Annotated in this window: 13 protein-coding genes and 1 pseudogene; 9 read left to right on the forward strand and 5 right to left on the reverse strand. The window is 67.2% G+C overall.

Translation table 11 applies throughout. The annotated features are described in order from the left end of the window. Nucleotides 1–121 precede the first annotated feature (121 nt). Complete coding sequence (locus tag J2T23_RS19615; protein WP_141159336.1) at nucleotides 122–1,654, reverse strand: nucleobase:cation symporter-2 family protein; 1,533 nt, start codon at nucleotides 1,652–1,654, stop codon at nucleotides 122–124. A gap of 157 nt (nucleotides 1,655–1,811) precedes the next feature. After that, nucleotides 1,812–2,720 carry a factor-independent urate hydroxylase gene (gene pucL / locus J2T23_RS19620; RefSeq protein ID WP_141159337.1) on the reverse strand — a complete coding sequence of 303 codons (909 nt, stop codon included), beginning with the start codon at nucleotides 2,718–2,720 and terminating at the stop codon, nucleotides 1,812–1,814. Between the two features lie 347 nt (nucleotides 2,721–3,067). Here pucL and J2T23_RS19625 point away from each other — a divergent pair, with 347 nt between their 5' ends. Continuing rightward, a complete protein-coding gene (locus J2T23_RS19625; RefSeq protein WP_307362853.1) occupies nucleotides 3,068–3,274 on the forward strand; it encodes a hypothetical protein in 207 nt (68 codons plus the stop codon). Between the two features lie 11 nt (nucleotides 3,275–3,285). On the opposite strand, the gene ligD is transcribed toward J2T23_RS19625, so the two are convergent. Continuing rightward, nucleotides 3,286–4,530 carry a non-homologous end-joining DNA ligase gene (gene ligD, locus J2T23_RS19630; RefSeq protein WP_307362856.1) on the reverse strand — a complete coding sequence of 415 codons (1,245 nt, stop codon included), beginning with the start codon at nucleotides 4,528–4,530 and terminating at the stop codon, nucleotides 3,286–3,288. Between the two features lie 311 nt (nucleotides 4,531–4,841). Between ligD and J2T23_RS19635 the strand changes: the two genes are divergently transcribed. The 8 genes and pseudogenes from J2T23_RS19635 to J2T23_RS19670 all read left to right on the forward strand — a co-directional run bounded on the left by J2T23_RS19635 (nucleotide 4,842) and on the right by J2T23_RS19670 (nucleotide 15,313). Beyond that, nucleotides 4,842–5,336: a nucleoside deaminase gene (locus tag J2T23_RS19635; protein ID WP_141182472.1), complete on the forward strand. Its 495-nt coding sequence runs from the start codon at nucleotides 4,842–4,844 to the stop codon at nucleotides 5,334–5,336. 9 nt (nucleotides 5,337–5,345) lie between these two features. Beyond that, nucleotides 5,346–6,887, forward strand: coding sequence for an NCS2 family permease (locus J2T23_RS19640; protein ID WP_307362862.1), 1,542 nt, complete (start codon nucleotides 5,346–5,348; stop codon nucleotides 6,885–6,887). Between the two features lie 99 nt (nucleotides 6,888–6,986). Continuing rightward, nucleotides 6,987–8,210, forward strand: coding sequence for an XdhC family protein (locus J2T23_RS19645; RefSeq protein WP_307362867.1), 1,224 nt, complete (start codon nucleotides 6,987–6,989; stop codon nucleotides 8,208–8,210). Further along, nucleotides 8,201–9,133, forward strand: a complete 933-nt coding sequence (locus J2T23_RS19650; protein ID WP_307362870.1) for an FAD binding domain-containing protein — start codon at nucleotides 8,201–8,203, stop codon at nucleotides 9,131–9,133. Before J2T23_RS19645 ends, J2T23_RS19650 begins: the two co-directional genes overlap by 10 nt. A gap of 2 nt (nucleotides 9,134–9,135) precedes the next feature. Further along, the gene (locus J2T23_RS19655) at nucleotides 9,136–11,970 is read left to right on the forward strand and encodes a molybdopterin-dependent oxidoreductase (protein WP_307362872.1); all 2,835 of its coding nucleotides are present in this window, start codon (nucleotides 9,136–9,138) and stop codon (nucleotides 11,968–11,970) included. 87 nt (nucleotides 11,971–12,057) lie between these two features. Further along, nucleotides 12,058–13,038, forward strand: coding sequence for an aldo/keto reductase (locus J2T23_RS19660; protein WP_307362874.1), 981 nt, complete (start codon nucleotides 12,058–12,060; stop codon nucleotides 13,036–13,038). Nucleotides 13,039–13,061: 23 nt separating this feature from the next. After that, on the forward strand, nucleotides 13,062–13,709 hold the full coding sequence (locus tag J2T23_RS19665) for a uracil-DNA glycosylase (protein WP_307362876.1): 648 nt from the start codon (nucleotides 13,062–13,064) through the stop codon (nucleotides 13,707–13,709). A 55-nt stretch (nucleotides 13,710–13,764) separates the two neighbouring features. Continuing rightward, nucleotides 13,765–15,313, forward strand: a pseudogene (locus J2T23_RS19670) (HNH endonuclease signature motif containing protein). 61 nt (nucleotides 15,314–15,374) lie between these two features. Here the strand turns inward: J2T23_RS19670 and nboR are convergent. Both nboR and J2T23_RS19680 read right to left on the reverse strand, forming a co-directional pair. Continuing rightward, nucleotides 15,375–16,016 carry a nicotine blue oxidoreductase gene (gene nboR, locus J2T23_RS19675; protein WP_141159349.1) on the reverse strand — a complete coding sequence of 214 codons (642 nt, stop codon included), beginning with the start codon at nucleotides 16,014–16,016 and terminating at the stop codon, nucleotides 15,375–15,377. A gap of 24 nt (nucleotides 16,017–16,040) precedes the next feature. Beyond that, a partial coding sequence (locus J2T23_RS19680) for a transketolase-like TK C-terminal-containing protein (RefSeq protein ID WP_442439581.1) occupies nucleotides 16,041–16,370 on the reverse strand: 330 nt, incomplete at its 5' end.

Consider the following 16,370-nt stretch of genomic DNA (forward strand, 5'->3'; position numbering starts at 1 on the left):
GCGCCGGTCTACTGCGCCGCGTTCACACCCGCCGGGGCGCCCCCCTATACCCCCCCCCCCCCCGCGCGCCCACCCCCGTGCGGCCCGGGGGGCGCCCCCCCGTCGTCCAGCCCGGGGAAGGTCAGTGCTCTGACGCCTTTTCGGATGACTCGATGGCGACTTCCTTGCCGTCGCAGTCAATGAGCTTGCCGTTTTCGAACCGGTCGCCTTCCGCCAGGCACTTGAGGTCCTCCTCGCGGACCACCCGGCCGGTGCCGGCAACAAACACCGATTGGTTCTCCGAGTTGCCGGCCTTCAGGTGGTTGAAGAGCAGGTTCAGCAGGATGGCCATGACGGCGGCCGAGCTGATGCCGGAGTGGAAGATGGTGCTCACCCAGGCGGGGAACTGGTTGTAGAAGGTAGGGGCCGCAATGGGAAGCATGCCGAACCCGATGGAGGTGGCCACGATGATCAGGTTCATGTTGTTCCGGTACTCCACCTTGGCGAGGGTGCGGATGCCGCTCGCGGCCACGGTCCCGAAGAGGACAATCCCGGCGCCACCCAGGACAGCGGTGGGCACGGCCGCCACCACCCGGCCCATGACCGGAAGCAGCCCCAGCAGCACCAGGATGACGCCGCCCGCGGCAACCACATAGCGGCTCTTGATCTTGGTGACGGCCACCAGGCCCACGTTCTGGGCGAAGGCGCTCTGGGTGAACGAACCAAAGATCGGGGCAATCAGGCTGGAGCCCATGTCGGCCCGCAGGCCGGCCGCGATGCGCTTGGAGTCGGTGCGGGTGCCAACGATCTCGCCCACTGCAAGGATGTCCGCCATGGTTTCGGTGAGGATGACCAGGACCACGATCAGCATGGAAATGATGGCGGCAATGTCGAACGTCGGCGTGCCCAGCAGGAACGGTGTGGGGAAAGCGGCAATGGGACCGTTGCCCACCTTGGAGAAATCGGCCATCCCGGTTGCTGCCGCGATCAGGGTTCCCGCCACCATGGCCAGCAGGATGGACAGGCGGGAAATGGTGGCGCTGCCCACCTTGCTCAGGACCAGGACCAGGACCAGGGTGACGGCCGCCAGTCCGATGTTGGCCATGCTGCCGTAGTTCTCCGCCTTGCTGTTCCCGCCCATGGCCCAGTTTGCTGCCACCGGCATGAGGGTCAGCCCAATGGTGGTGATCACCGTGCCCGTTACCACCGGGGGGAAGAACCGGACGATCTTGGAGAAGACTGGTGCGATCAGCAGGCCAACCGCGGCGGAAACCATCACGGCCCCAAACACGGCAGGCAGTCCGCCTCCGTTGGTCACAATCGCGACCATGGTGGCCACGCTGGCGAAGGAGACACCCTGGACCAGCGGGAGTTGGGATCCGAAGAACGGGATTCCGACGGTCTGCAGCAGGGTAGCGAGGCCGCCCATGAAGAGGGCTGCCGCAATCAGGACGCCGGTGTCGGAGGACGACAGGCCTGCTGCCTGGCCCACGATCAGCGGGACGGCGATGATGCCGCCGTACATGGTCAGCACGTGCTGGAACCCGTAGGCAAAGCTGCTGCCTATTGACAGCCGTTCGTCTTCGGGGCGTCCCGCTGCGGGGCGCTTGGTCCGTTTCTTGGAGTCGCCGGCGGTCTTGTTCGTACCGGGGGACGGGGCGTTCTTGATGTTCATGGCAGACTTTCCTGGTTCATGGCAGACGTCTTCGTCTGGCTAACTTTGTCTGGCTAACGTCGAAGTTTTAGGGGTGCTGCGGTTTTGCGGAACTGCGGGTTGCGGATGGCCGGGCCGCCGAAACCTCGGTCGCGGCGGGCCGGCCATCCGCACTGGCTCAGCAGAAGCCGGCGATGCCCGTCCATGCGTTCTCGGCGGGAACGGCGTCTTCGCGCAGGACCGTGGCCTCGATCAGGCCGTAGGGACGGTCCGCCGCGAAGAAGACCTCGTTGGGGTTGTCCAGGCCGAACGGTGAGAGGTCCACAAGGAAGTGGTGCTTGTTGGGCATGGAGAACTTGATTTCGTCGATTTCGGGGTGGGCCTCGAGGACCTTGGTTCCCATGTCGAACAGTGTCTGCTGCAGGGCGTGTGAGTAGTTTTCGGTGAAGCCTTCGAGCAGCAGGCTCTTCACGTCGTCGTAGTTCTTGTTGAAATCAAACGACGTGAAGTCGGTGCCGGCCTTGTACCGCCAGCGGGCGGAGACGTCGGTGGCGAGGATCCGGTCGGTGGTTTCCGCCAGGGTGGTGTACTTGTCCTTGGGGTAGCCGACGAAGCCGGACTGGGTGGACTTCAGGACGGTCAGGTCCTTCAGTCCGGAGATAAGGTGCTCGGCAGCGCCGTCGCGGACCAGCACTGCCGTGCGGACTTCCTGGCCGTTGCGGACGAACGAGTGGTCGTGTTCGCTGCCATGGGCCTGGATCCGGTTCCAGCTGTAGGACTCTGCTTCCCAGCGGCCGCCATCAACCCAGCTGAAGCTCGAGGTGAAGTGCTCGCCAAGGCGAAGGAGGAAAGCTTCCGGGGAACCGATGCCCTCGCGGGCGAATGCGTAGACGGTGTTCTTCTGGGTGTCGGTGGGCACAACATGGCTGTTGTCGCCCTCCAGGTGGGCGGCCTCGAAGTCGCCGCGCAGCTGCGAGGTGACGTTGAGGTCTTCAATCTGGTGGCGGTCCGTGTCGCGGGTGATCTTGACGACCCGGACCTCGGCCTTGCCGAACTGGTTGCTGCCGAGAATGATCTTGCTGCTCATGGTCTTTTCCCAACTTCCGGTAAGTGGAACCTAGGTTCCATCACTGAAATTAAGCGCGCGTTTCATGCGCGTTTCCGATGGAGCCGACCCAACAAAAAAGAGCCGGCATCCGTTGATGCCAGCTCATTACGACCCTGCCTGCTGCTCCCAGGTTACGTGACGTGCGCCACGAGTTGCATAACAGCGTACCCCGGCTGCGCGGTGGTGTACATCACAGAATGAAAATTCCATTTGTGACCGGCGGGCTGCCTGCGGTCCCGCCGCTACCTATTGACGGGATGGGATGGCCATCCTAATATTTTCATAAAGCAAAAACTAATTTCCACATTACGAAAAGAGGGGGTCCGATGTACCAGCAGGACAACCAGCCCACGCCCGCAGCGCCGTCCGCAGGAGTGGCTGGACAGGAGTTCTACCTCCCGCTCGGCGGCGGGGTGGATCCCGACCTCTATCTGCCCGAGGACCGCCTGCGCCTCACGGGCCGCCTGTCCAGGTGGGTGCAGTCATTGCGTACTCCGCCGGTGAGGGTGTCCAAGGGCCGCCCCCAAGGCTGAGTGGCCGCTCCTCAGGAACCGGTGCGCCCCGGCCACTGCTTTCCGGCCCAGGGGTCGTAGTCCGCGATGAGCTCCTCCTGCGGCGGCCGGTCGGCCTCGGGGACATGCTGCAGGTTCACCCGCACCCGGTACCAGAGCGAGCTTGAACCACGCATCCCGTCCACCAGGACGTCGGCCGGCTGCAGGGAATCGACGACGGCGGCATGCCGGGCCTTCCATTCGTCGAGCGCCGCCAGCGCTTCGGGCTTTGTCTTGGTCCGGGCCACTTCGATGAGGGGCATCAGCGACTGCCGGCGGCCGGATCCGTTGCCGCTGCGCGGAGCCTTTTCCGCCGGCCCCAGTTCCTTTGCCAGGGCAAGGAGCCCGTCCAGTGACCCCACCGCGCCGTCGATGCCGGCGTGCGGGTCGCCGATTCCTGCATACCGCTCCATCACCGTGGCGACAGTGAACTGTCCGGGCCGGGCGGTGCGCATTTCCTCCCAGGTCAGCGGAGTGGACACCCGGGCGTCCGGCAGGGGCCTGACCGAGTAGGCGGACGCGACCGTGCGGTCCTTGGCGTTTTGGTTGAAGTCCACGAACACGCTCTCGCCGCGCTCCTCTTTCCACCACCGTGCCGTTGCCAGGCCGGGGGCGCGGTTCTCCACCTCCCTCGCGAGGGTCTCCGCGGCCAGCCGGACGTCCCGGTACGACCACTCAGGCGCGATGCGGACCAGGATGTGCAGGCCGCGGGACCCGCTGGTCTTGGGCCATCCCACCAGTCCCGCATCGGCAAGGACCTCCTGCGCCACATAGGCGACGTCGACGATTTGCGTCCAGTCCACACCAGGCATGGGATCAAGGTCCACCCGCAACTCGTCCGGGTGTTCAAGGTCTTCTGCCCGCACCGGGTGGGGGTTCAGGTCAAGGCAGCCGAGATTAACCACCCAGGCAAGTCCTGCCGCATCCCTGATCACCGCTTCCTCGGCCGAAGTCCCTGATGCGTAATGCAGGGTAGTGGTATCGATGAAGGGAGGGTGGTTTTCCGGCACGCGCTTCTGGAAGAACGGTTCTGCATCAATGCCCTTGGGGAACCTCTTGAGCACCATGGGGCGGCCGCCGGCGCCGCGCAGTGCTCCCTCCGAAACCGCGAGGTAGTACCGCACCAGGTCGAGCTTGGTCAGGCCGGCATCCGGGAATACCACCTTGTCCGGACTCGAGATCCGGACTTCGTTGCCTTCAATGTCCAGGACCTCAGCCGGCGTCTTTGACGGAGTCATGCCGTCACGCTAGCAGTTGGCCTTTTGCGCGTCAGCCCTGCAGGGCCGGGGGCGGCCGGCGAGAAGGGGCGTTCCGTGAAGCCGCGGAAACATGGATTTCACATCGCGAAATAAATTTTCCAGAAAACTATGGCGTGGCCCACAAACCGGTGCTAATCTCGATTCTGCCAAAGGCGGGCACCCAAACCCGGGAAGCTATCTACCAGGCGCAACTTAACCTTCACAGCACATGCTGAAGCCTGGTAACCGTTCGCACCTGGTTTTACTGGTCCTGCGCGGCAACAGGCTTCCCGGCAAAAGGAAGTCGCATCATGAGTACCACCGTCACGGCCGAACAGTTTTTGGCCCGCTCCATCCGGCTGGCAACGGCCAACGTCCTGAACAGCGGAGGCCCGTTCGGCGCCATGATCGTCATGGCGGACGGGCAGGCGTTCGACGGCGTCAACCGCGTCACCGCGGACAACGACCCCACCGCACACGCCGAAGTCACCGCCATCCGCACTGCCTGCCGCGAGCTGGGCACCTTCGACCTCAGCGGCGCCACCCTCTACACCAGCTGCGAGCCGTGCCCCATGTGCCTGGCCTCCGCACTCTGGGCCCGGGTCAGCCGCGTGGTCTACGCAGCGGACCGCCACGACGCCGCCTCCGTCGGCTTCGACGACGCTGTGTTCTACGAATACTTCGAAAACCAGGACAGGGATTCCCTGATGCCGGTCTCCAAGCTGGAGCTGGGCGATCCCCAGTCCCCGGCCCCGCTGGAGCCGTTCAGTACCTGGAACACGCTCGAATCCAGGATCGATTACTAGGCGGCAGGAATGACCATCCTGGACCATTCCCACGAGGAGCATTCGGCTCCAACCGCCAGCATCTCCCGGCAGGAGCCGCGCGCGTTGGCGCAGGCCGCAAAAAAGCCCCGGCCGCCTGCACCGGACTCCATCCTTGACCGCTTCTTCCATATCACCCGGCGCGGCTCCACGCTGGCCCGCGAATTCCGGGGCGGCCTGGTCACCTTCTTCACCATGGCGTACATCGTCATCCTGAACCCCCTCATCCTGGGCGGGTTCAGCGCGGACAACGCACCCACCGATGTGGCTGGCGGCTGGCTCTCCGCGTCCCAGGTGGGTGCCGTCACCGGCCTCACCGCCGGCGTCATGACCATCCTCTTCGGACTGATCGCCAACCTGCCGTTCGGCCTCGCTGCCGGCCTGGGCATCAACTCCTTCCTGGCCGTCTCGGTGATCCACGAGGTCACCTGGGCCGAAGCCATGGGCCTGGTGGTCATCAACGGCATCCTGATCGTCCTGTTCGGCGTCACCGGCGCCCGGACCGCCATCTTCCGGGCCGTGCCCAAGGAACTCAAGGCCGCCATCACCGTCGGCATCGGCCTGTTCATCGCCTTCATCGGCTTCGTCGACTCCGGCTTCGTCAGGCCTGCGGCAGGCGGCCCGCCCGTCCAACTGGGCGACGGCGGCTCCATCACCTCCGTGCCCACGCTGGTGTTCGTCGTCGGCCTCCTGGCCATGGGTATTTTGGTGGCGCGCAAGGTGCAGGGCGGCCTGCTCATCGGCATCGTCGGCACCACCGTGCTGGCTGCCGTCGTCGAAGCCGTCCTGAAGCTTGGCCCCGCCAGCTCCACCAACCCCGGCGGCTGGCACCTGAACACCCCTGTCCTGTCCGGCCAGCTGGTCTCCGCACCCGACCTGGGGCTGGTGGGGCACTTCGACCTCTTTGGTTCGTTCAGCCGGATCGGCGGACTTGCGGCCACCATGCTGGTGTTCACGCTGGTGTTCACCAACTTCTTCGACGCCATGGGGACCATGACCGGCCTGGCCAAGAGCGCAGGCGTCGCACACAAGGACGGCACGTTCCCGCGGCTGAAAGCCGCCTTCATCGTCGAAGGCTTCGGCGCCGTGGCGGGCGGAGCAACCTCAGGTTCCTCCAACACGGTGTACATCGACTCCGCGGCAGGGATCGGCGAAGGCGCCCGGACGGGCCTGGCATCGGTGGTCACCGGCCTGCTGTTCCTCGGCTCAATGTTCCTCACCCCGCTCACCAGCGTGGTGCCGCTCGAAGTCGCGGCCGCCGCCCTGGTGGTGGTGGGCGCCATGATGATGGCCCAGATCCGCGAGATCAAGTTCACCAAGTTCACCGTGGCCCTGCCGGCCTTCCTCACCATCGTCACCATGCCGCTGAGCTACTCGATCGCCAACGGCATCGGGGTTGGCTTCGTGAGCTGGGCCGTCATCGGGGCGGCGTCAGGCAAGGCGAAGAAAATCCACCCGCTGATGTGGGTGGTGAGCATCGGGTTCCTGGTGTACTTCGCCCGCGGACCGATCAACCACCTGCTGGGCGGCTGAGCTTGCCCCAGCCACACCGGGGGCCGGGCCAACCCTTGGCCCGGCCCCTGCCAGGACCGACAATGGACACCACCGCCGCGCGGAAGAAGGAGTGCCGCCATGCTTGACCTGATCCCTTCGCTGGGCCCGTGGCTGCATCGGCTTGCAGACGGGCAGTTCGCCGTTGCCACCATCGTGGCGGCGTCCGGTTCCGTGCCCCGGCCGGTGGGAACATCCATGCTGGTCACCGAATCCGGCGAGGTGCTGGGCAGCCTCTCCGGCGGCTGCGTGGAAGGCGCCGTGGTGGTGCTCGCCCAGGAGGCAATGGACGACGGCGTCCCGCGCCACGGGACGTTTGGCTTCAGTTCAGAGGACGCCTTCGCGGCCGGGCTCACCTGCGGGGGAGAACTGGGCATCCACATCCAGCCGGTGCCGGCCGCGGCACCCGGCGAAACCCCGCACCCACTTCGGGCCGCCCTGCTGCAGCTCGCCGGCGTCGGCCCGGCCCACCCCGTGGCGCTGGTTCGGACCCTCGGCGCCGGGGGAGGAGGCGCCGTCGTGGTGCCAGATCCGGGTACCTTCCGGGCGGCTGGCTGTCCGGAGCTGTCAGCTGTGCTTCACGGGGAGGCACTGCTGCATGTGGAATCCCTGGTTCGCAGCGGTGGGGCCGGTGTGGTCCCGTTGGTGCTGGCAGGGCAGTGCCTGCCGGAGCGCGACGGCCACAGCCGGCATCCCGGGGAACCCGCCGTCCTGGTGGAGTCCCGTCTCGCCCCGCCACGCATGCTGGTGTTCGGTGCAAACGACTTCGGGGCCGCGCTGGTCCCCGCCGCCAAGCTGCTGGGCTACCACGTGACCCTCGTTGATGCCCGCCCGGCCTTCGCGTCGCAGCCCAGGTTCGCGGCCGCCGACCAGGTGGTCACTGAGTGGCCGCACCGCTACCTGGCTGCGGAAGCGGCGGCAGGCCGGACGGACAGCCGCACCGTGGCCGCCGTCCTCACCCATGATCCGAAGTTCGACCTCCCCCTGCTGGAAACGGCGCTGGCCCTTGACCTTGCCTACGTGGGCGCCATGGGGTCCCGGCGGAGCCACCTCCAGCGGGTTGACCAGCTCCTCAACGCCGGCGTCGCGCCGGAGCGTATCGCGCAGCTGCATTCGCCCATCGGCCTTGACCTCGGTGCGGTCACTCCGGCCGAAGTGGCGGTGTCCGTCACCGCGGAACTGATCGCCGCCCGCACCCGCGCAGCCAGCTGCCTGCCGCTGCGGGAAACCTCCGGCACCATCCACCACCACCCGGCAGCCCCGGCGCCCACAGACCTTGATACGCAGGAGATCGCATGGACATGAACACCATCGAGGCGGTGGTCCGCACCACCGACCCCGCACAATGGCGCGACGGCGACGCCTGGCTTGCCGGCGGCACGGTCCTCTTCTCCTACGGCAGCTACGCTTTTGGCCCGCAGCCGCTCAAGCGGCTGCTGGACCTCGGGAAGGCCGGCTGGACACCCATCACCGTCACCGGAGACGGGATCGAGCTGGCAGCCACCTGCACCATCGCGCAGCTGTACGCCCTGCCCGGTTCCCCGGAGGGCGCCGGCCGCACATGGCCCGGGCTGGACCTGGTCCGCGCGTGCTGCGATTCCTTCGTGGCGTCCTTCAAGGTGTGGAACATGTCCACCGTGGGCGGCAACCTCTGCACCTCACTGCCCGCCGGTCCCATCATTTCGCTGTGCGCCGGACTGGATGGCGTGGCCACCATCCTCGCGCCAGGCGGTTCCAGCCGCACGGTCCCCGTGGCGGAGTTCGTCACCGGGGATGCGAAAAACTGCCTGGCACCCGGTGAGCTGCTCCGAAGCGTCAACCTGCCGGCGTCGGCCCTGTCCACCCGGGTGGCCTTCCGGCGCCTGTCACTGAGCAACCTGGGCAGGTCCGGGGTTCTGCTCATTGGACGGCTCGACGACGGCACCTCCCTAACCCTGACAGTCACCGCCGCCACCAAGCGGCCGGTCCAGCTGCGCTTCGAGGGAGTGCCGGACGCAGACCGGCTGGCCGCCGTGCTGGACGACGCCATCCCCGCGGAGCTCTACCATGACGACATCCATGGGCTGCCCGCCTGGCGCCGCGACATGACGCACCGGCTGGCCGAGGAAATCCGGGCCGAGTTGTCGGCGCCTGAGGGGGCCCACGATATTCCCGTCTCCGGCGACTTCTGGCCGCCCCGGGCCGGGTCAGCACAAACCGGGCCCACCACGCTTTCGAAAGGGGCTTGAGGATGTCCATCGAGATTAACGGAACACCTGCCGGCGCGGACCCCCGCCCGGGGCAATGCCTGCGTACCTTCCTGCGCGAACAGGGCAACACCGGCGTGAAGAAGGGCTGCGACGGCGGGGACTGCGGCGCCTGCACCGTGCACGTGGACGGAACACCGGTCCACAGCTGCATCTACCCGGCCGTCCGCGCCGAGGGGCACTCGGTCACTACCATCGAGGGGCTGGCAGCCGCCGCTGGTGGTCCCGAGGGGCAGCTGCACCCGGTCCAGCAGCAGTTCATGGAACGCCAGGGCTTCCAGTGCGGCTTCTGCACCGCAGGCATGGTGATGACCGCGGCGACGTTCGACGAGAAGCAAAAGGAGAACCTTCCCCGGAGCCTCAAAGGCAACCTTTGCCGCTGTACCGGTTACCGCGCCATCGGCGATGCGGTATGCGGACATCCCGGGCACCCTGATCCCGACGGGCCGGGCTCAGGCATCGCGGGGGAGGGGCAGCCTGATCCGGTGCAGGGCCGGCTGGGCGACGACGTCCCTGCACCTGCCAGCCGGGCAGTGGTCACCGGCGCCGCCCGCTACACCCTGGACCTCCCAAGGGACCAGCAGCAGGCACTGCTGCACCTGAAGATCCTGCGTTCGCCGCACGCGCACGCCCGGGTGGTGTCCATAGATGCGGATGCTGCCCTGAAGATTCCGGGGGTAGTGGCGGTCTTCACCCATGCGGACGCGCCGGAGCAGCTGTTCTCCACGGCCCAGCACGAGCTCTTCACCGACGACCCGGACGATACGCGGGTGTTGGACGACGTGGTGCGCTTCATCGGGCAGCGGGTTGCCGCCGTCGTCGCAGAATCGGTGGGTGCCGCAGAAGCCGGAGTGCGGGCGCTGACGGTTGACTATGAGGAATTTCCGGCGGTCTTCTCGCCGCAGGAGGCCCTGCTTCCCGGCGCGCCCCTGGTCCATGGGGACAAGGACGGCAGAGCGTCCCGCATTGCCCGGCCGGACGGAAACGTGGTCGCGGAACTCCACTCGGAGCTGGGAAGCGTAGCTGACGGCTTCGCTGCCGCTGACTTTATCCACGAACAGACCTACCAAACCCAGCGGGTGCAGCACGTGGCGCTGGAAACGCACGCGGCCATCGCCTCGGTGGATGACGAGGGCCGGCTTCAGGTCCGCACGTCCAGCCAGGTCCCTTTCCTGGTCCGCAGGACACTGTGCCGGGTATTTGGCCTCCCGGAAGACAAAGTGCATGTGGTGGCCGGCCGGGTCGGCGGAGGATTTGGCGGCAAGCAGGAAGTCCTCACCGAGGACCTCGTGGCGCTTGCGGCCCTCAAGCTGCAGCGGCCGGTCCAGCTGGAACTGACCCGCGCCGAGCAGTTTACCGCCACCACCACCCGCCACCCGTTCACCATCAAGCTGAAGGCCGGTGCCAGCAGGGAAGGGCGGCTGACCGCGCTCGAGCTGGACGTCGTGACCAACACCGGCGCCTACGGCAACCACGGCCCCGGCGTCATGTTCCACGGCTGCGGCGAATCCCTGGCCGTGTACAACTGCGCCAACAAGAAAGTGGACGCGCACTCGGTGTACACCCACACCGTGCCGTCCGGTGCATTCCGCGGGTATGGGCTGAGCCAGATGATCTTCGCCATCGAATCCGCCATGGACGAGCTCGCCGCCGGGATTGGCATGGATCCACTGGAATTCCGGCGCCGGAACATGGTCCGCGAGGGCGACCACATGTTGTCCACCCGGCCGGATCCGGAAGAGGACGTCCACTACGGCAGCTACGGACTGGACCAGTGCCTCAACCTGGTCCGGGACGCCCTGAACCGCGGCAAGGCACGTTACCGGGATGCAGGCCTGGCCGATCTTGGGCCCGACTGGATGGTGGGCGAAGGCGCCGCCCTGTCCATGATCGACACTGTCCCGCCGCGCGGCCACTTTGCCCACTCCCACGTACGGCTCCTGCCGGACGGGACGTACCAGGCCGACGTCGGGACCGCCGAGTTCGGGAACGGCACCACCACGGTGCACGCCCAGCTTGCCGCTACCGCCCTCTCGACGGAAGCGTCCAGGGTGGGGGTGCGGCAGTCCGACACCGACCTGGTGGAGCACGATACCGGTGCATTCGGGTCCGCCGGCACCGTGGTGGCCGGCAAGGCGACCCTGGCAGCGGCGGAAGAGTTGGCTGTCCGCATCCGCGCCTTTGCCGCCGGGATCCGGCAGACCCAGGCTTCGGCCTGCGTCCTCGAGGGCGGCGCCGTGGTGGTCGACGGGACCCCCGTGGCACTGGCTGAACTGGCGCAGGCAGCCGCGGATGCCGGCGTCGAACTTGCTGCCGAGGGCCGTTGGGGTGGTACGCCGCGCTCGGTAGCCTTCAACGTGCACGGCTTCCGGGTGGCGGTGAACCGCGGCACCGGCGAGCTGAAGATCCTTCAAAGCGTGCAGGCCGCCGACGCCGGGGTGGTGGTCAACCCGCGCCAGTGCCGCGGCCAGATCGAAGGCGGAATCGCCCAGGCCCTGGGTGCCACGCTGTATGAGGAAGTGGTGGTGGACGACGCCGGCAAGGTCACCACGGACATCCTCCGGCAGTACCACATTCCTACTTTCGCGGACGTTCCGCGCAGCGAGGTGTACTTCGCGGACACGAACGACAAGATGGGGCCATTGGGGGCGAAATCGATGAGCGAAAGCCCGTTCAATCCGGTAGCTCCGGCGCTCGCCAACGCCATCCGGAACGCGACGGGAGTGCGGTTCGCGTCCCTGCCGATCGCCCGTGACCGGCTCTACCTGGGGCTGAAGGAAGCGGGGCTGGTGCGCAGGCTGGACCACGTTCCGACCTAGGCCGGCCGCAGGTCACACTTCCGCTTGTCAGGATGCAACCCGGGGTCGGATCTGACCCCGGGTTGCATCGTTGCATATAGTCGGGGGATGGAACAGCGGATTTTAGGCAAGACCGGACGCAGCGTCTCCGTCGTCGGGCTCGGTACCTGGCAGCTCGGCGCGGACTGGGGCAACGTGGACCCGGCCCAGGCGCAGGCCATCCTGGCGGCCTCGGTGGAAGCGGGGGTCACCTTCTTTGACACCGCCGACGTGTATGGCGACGGCAAGAGTGAGCAGGCCATCGGGAAGTTCCTGAAGGACAACCCGGGCCTCGGTGTCACGGTTGCCACCAAGATGGGCCGCCGGATGGAACAGCGCCCTGAGAACTACACCCTGGCCAACTTCCGCCAGTGGGTTGACCGGTCCCGGAAGAACCTGGGCACGGACACCCTGGACCTGGTCCAGCTGCACTGCCCGCCCACGCCTGTCTACAGCAACAACGAGGTGTACGACGCCTTGGACACCCTTGTGGCCGAAGGTGCCATCCGCAACTACGGCGTGTCCGTGGAACGGAGCGACGAGGCCCTGGAAGCCATCCGCCACGAGGGAACCGCGTCGGTCCAGATCATCCTGAACGCCTTCCGGCTCAAGCCCCTGGATGAAGTCCTCCCGGCGGCAAAGGCCGCAGGGGTGGGCATCATCACCCGCGTTCCGCTGGCCTCGGGCCTGCTGTCAGGCAAGTACTCCAAGGAGACCACGTTCGCCGAGAACGACCACCGGAACTACAACCGCAAGGGCGAGGCCTTCGACGTCGGGGAGACCTTCTCCGGGGTGGACTACGAGCTGGGCCTCAAGGCGGTCAAGGAGTTCGAGCAGCTGGTGCCCGAGGGCGCCACTACCGCACAGGCGGCCATCGCCTGGATCACCGCGCAGGACGGTGTCAGCACCGTGATCCCCGGAGCCCGCAACGTGGAACAGGCACAGTCAAACGCTGCTGCGGCAGCGGTCAGCGTTGGGCAGGAGTTCGAGGAAGGCGTCCGCTGGATCTACGACCACTACTTCCGTGAGGCCATCCACCCGCGCTGGTAGCCGGTTGCCCCGGGAGCGTGCCGGTGACCGGCCCTGTCAGCGCCTTTGTGGAACGGCTGGCGGCCGTGGAAGTGGGGCCTGCCTGCACCAACTTCTTCAACCATGCGGTTCCGGCGAATGCTATCCGCCGGCACAACCTGGAGCTCTACCTGCAGGAGATGCTGGACCGCCGGCCCAAGGTACTGCTGGTGGGGGAGGCGCCCGGTTTCAGGGGCATGCGGATTACCGGGGTGCCCTTCACCAATAGAGTCATCCTCGGAGGGCCCGCCAACAGCTTCGGGCTTTTCGGCCCTGGCAAGGGCTATGTGCTGCCGCCCGAAGCTGCGGGGGTGGCCGCGGAACCTACGGCTACGGTGCTGTGGCAGGTCCTGGAAGAGGTGGGTATTCTGCCTTTGCTGTGGAGTGCTTTTCCCTGGCACCCGCACCAGCCGGACAAGCCGTCCTCCAACCGCACGCCCAAGACCTCCGAGACCAAGCTGGGCACGCCTTTCTGGCAGGATCTTGCGGCTCTCTTCGGCATCGATTCCCTTGTGGCGGTGGGCAACGTGGCCCAGCACAGCCTGCGGCGGAGCGGGCTGGACGTACCGAAGATCCGGCATCCCGCCCACGGTGGCAGGTCCGGTTTCAAGCAAGGGCTGGAGCAGTTGCTGGAGCGTGGGATGCCGGCCTGAGCTGAATTCTCCGTTATGGATTCTGATTGTCGTACCCCCTTGTCATGATGGGTTTATGGGGAAATCGGCGGTGGTGAGGGCGTTTGGGGAGATCCGTGCTGCCCTGGCTGTGCTGAATGCTGAGGTGGACGGGGCTGGTTTGGAGCCGTTTTCTGCGGCTGATCCGTTGGCTGGTGTGGCGGCTGGTTGCCTGGACATTCTGGCCGGTGCCCGGGAGGTCGAGGCCGGGTTCGCGGCGTTGAAGGCGAAGGCGGCGGTGAAGTATTCGGAGTCTGTTTGTGCCGTTGCGGGTCCGGATGTGCCGGTGGTGGCGCAGGAGATGGCGGTCGCGGCGGAGATCGGGTGCGTGCTGGGCCTGGGGCCGCGGGCCGCGTCGTCGTTCCTGGCTGCTTCCTATGCGGTGACTGCCTTGTTGCCGCTGACCTTGTCGGCGTTGCAGGCCGGGGTGATTTCCTGGGGCCACGCGGTGGTGATGGCGGACGAGACAGCGTACCTGGATGCTGCGGGGGGCGGCGGCGTTGGAAGCCCATTTCCTGGACCCGGACGCCCCGGACCCGGCACGGGGCTGCCCGGTGGGTGCGTTGCCGGCACACCGGTTCAAAGCCAAGGCCCGGACCTGGCGGGAACGCCACCACGCCGAGAGCATCGAGACACGCCACGCCAAGGGGGTCGCGGAGCGGCGGGTGGAGTTCCGGGCGGACCAGGACGGGATGGCCTGGCTCTCCGCGTGCCTTCCCGCGGACCAGGCCCTGGCCGGGTGGAACCGGCTCACCGCGACCGCCCGTAGCCTGCAGGGCCCCGGCGAGGGCAGGACCCTGACCCAGCTCCGGGCCGACACCTTCGCCGACGCGATCCTCACCAACGGCACCGGCGCCAGCGACACCGGTGCAAGCGGCAGCGGCGGTATGACCGAGGGCGCGAGTGGCAGCTCCACCGGCGGTGTGGGTGCAGGCGGCAGCTCCAGCGATGGTGCGGGTGCTGTCCGGGACCGTGTGCCGTCGCCGGTCCGGGCGCAGGTGCTGGTCACGGTTCCGGTGTTCTCGCTGCTCGGCCTGACCGCTGAGCCGGCGGTGCTGGACGGCTACGGGCCGATTCCGCCGTCCATGGCACGGGGACTGGTCGCAAACGGTGCGGGGTCGTTTTACCGGGTGTTGGTGGATCCGCGGGACGGGGCCCCGTTGGAGATCGGCCGGACGAGTTACCGGGTGACAGGTCCGATGCGGGCGTGGTTGCGGATGCGGGACGGGAAGTGTCCGTTCCCGGGGTGCAGCAACAACTCCCTGGACAACGATGCCGATCACATCCTCGCCTGGGCCAAGGGCGGCACCACCGGAATCAGCAACCTGGGACAGCCGTGCCCGAAACACCACAAACTCCGGCACGCCACCGGCTGGAAACCCACCCCGGCCACCAAGAACGACCCACCCGGCTGGACCTCACCCACAGGCCGCCACTATCAAAGCGAACACCAAGACTGGGAACCTACCCACTGGCCGCACGGAAAGCGGCCGGACAGAAAGTGGCACGGCAGCATCGATCTCGTTCGCCATGGTGCTTCCCCCTGGGAAGATGCCCTTGCGCGCTTCCTGCGTGCCCACGCCTGATTATGCCGCTACGGGAGGCCGGCTCTGCTATTCGAGGTCTGCTGCTGGTGGAGCCGGGGTGCTAGCGGAGCAGACCCAGCTGGTCCGGCGTATCTACGTCCTCGCCGGTGGACTGGTCGCTGCAGTCCACGTCGTCCACCAGATCCGGGTGGGCGCGCAGGAAACTACGCGCTCCGGCATCGCCCGTCACCGTCGCGCACACGGCGCCGCGCAGGGAGGCGTCGATGACCAGGGGGTGCCCGCGGCGGAGGCCCGCGCAGCTGTCGTCGTTGGAATCACGGCGGCGGTACGCGGCGGCGGTGATCCGGCCCGGCTGATGCCGGGCCAAGAGCCGCTGAACCGTCGCCGGGGTCAGGCCCGGCTGATCGACCAGGGCGATCAGGAGGTGATCCGCCGCATCCGCGGCGTGGTCGCCGAGCAGGAAGGAACTGCCCATTCCAGACTCCCACTCGGGGTTGGCCAGGACATGGCAGCCGTCCAGCCTCGCGGACGCTTCAACCTCGGCCGCACCTGCACCGAGGACCACCACCACGTCACGGCAGCCGCCGTCGAGCAGGGCTCCCGCAACGGCCTCAACAAGTGGCCGTCCACGGAACGGAAGCAGGGCTTTCGGGCCCAGCCCCAGGCGCGTGCCCGCCCCCGCGGCGAGCACCACGCCGGTGGTCCTCATCCCCGCTGAACCGGTCCCGCTACTGTCACCCATAGCTGCACCCTATGGGAGGAAGGCTCAGGTGTCGCCACCTGCGCCGCCGGTGGTGCCCGCGTTGACGTCCAGCAGCTTGTAGCGGTCCATGGCGTACGACGGCGCGTCCGCCTCTACTTCACCCCTTGCCGCGAGCAGTTGGAGCACTTTCACCACGATGGAGTGGGTGTCGTTTTTGAAGTAGCGGCGGGCTGCTGCGCGGGTGTCGGAGAAGCCGAAGCCGTCGGCGCCGAGGGTGGCGTATTCGTTGGGGATGAATTGCCGGATCTGGTCGGGGACGGCTTTCATGTAGTCCGAGACGGCGACGATGGGGCCGGTGGCGCCTTCGAGTTGCTGGGTGACGAAGGGGACGCG

Origin of the sequence: Pseudarthrobacter niigatensis, from assembly GCF_030812615.1 — a bacterium.
GTDB lineage: Bacteria > Actinomycetota > Actinomycetes > Actinomycetales > Micrococcaceae > Arthrobacter > Arthrobacter niigatensis.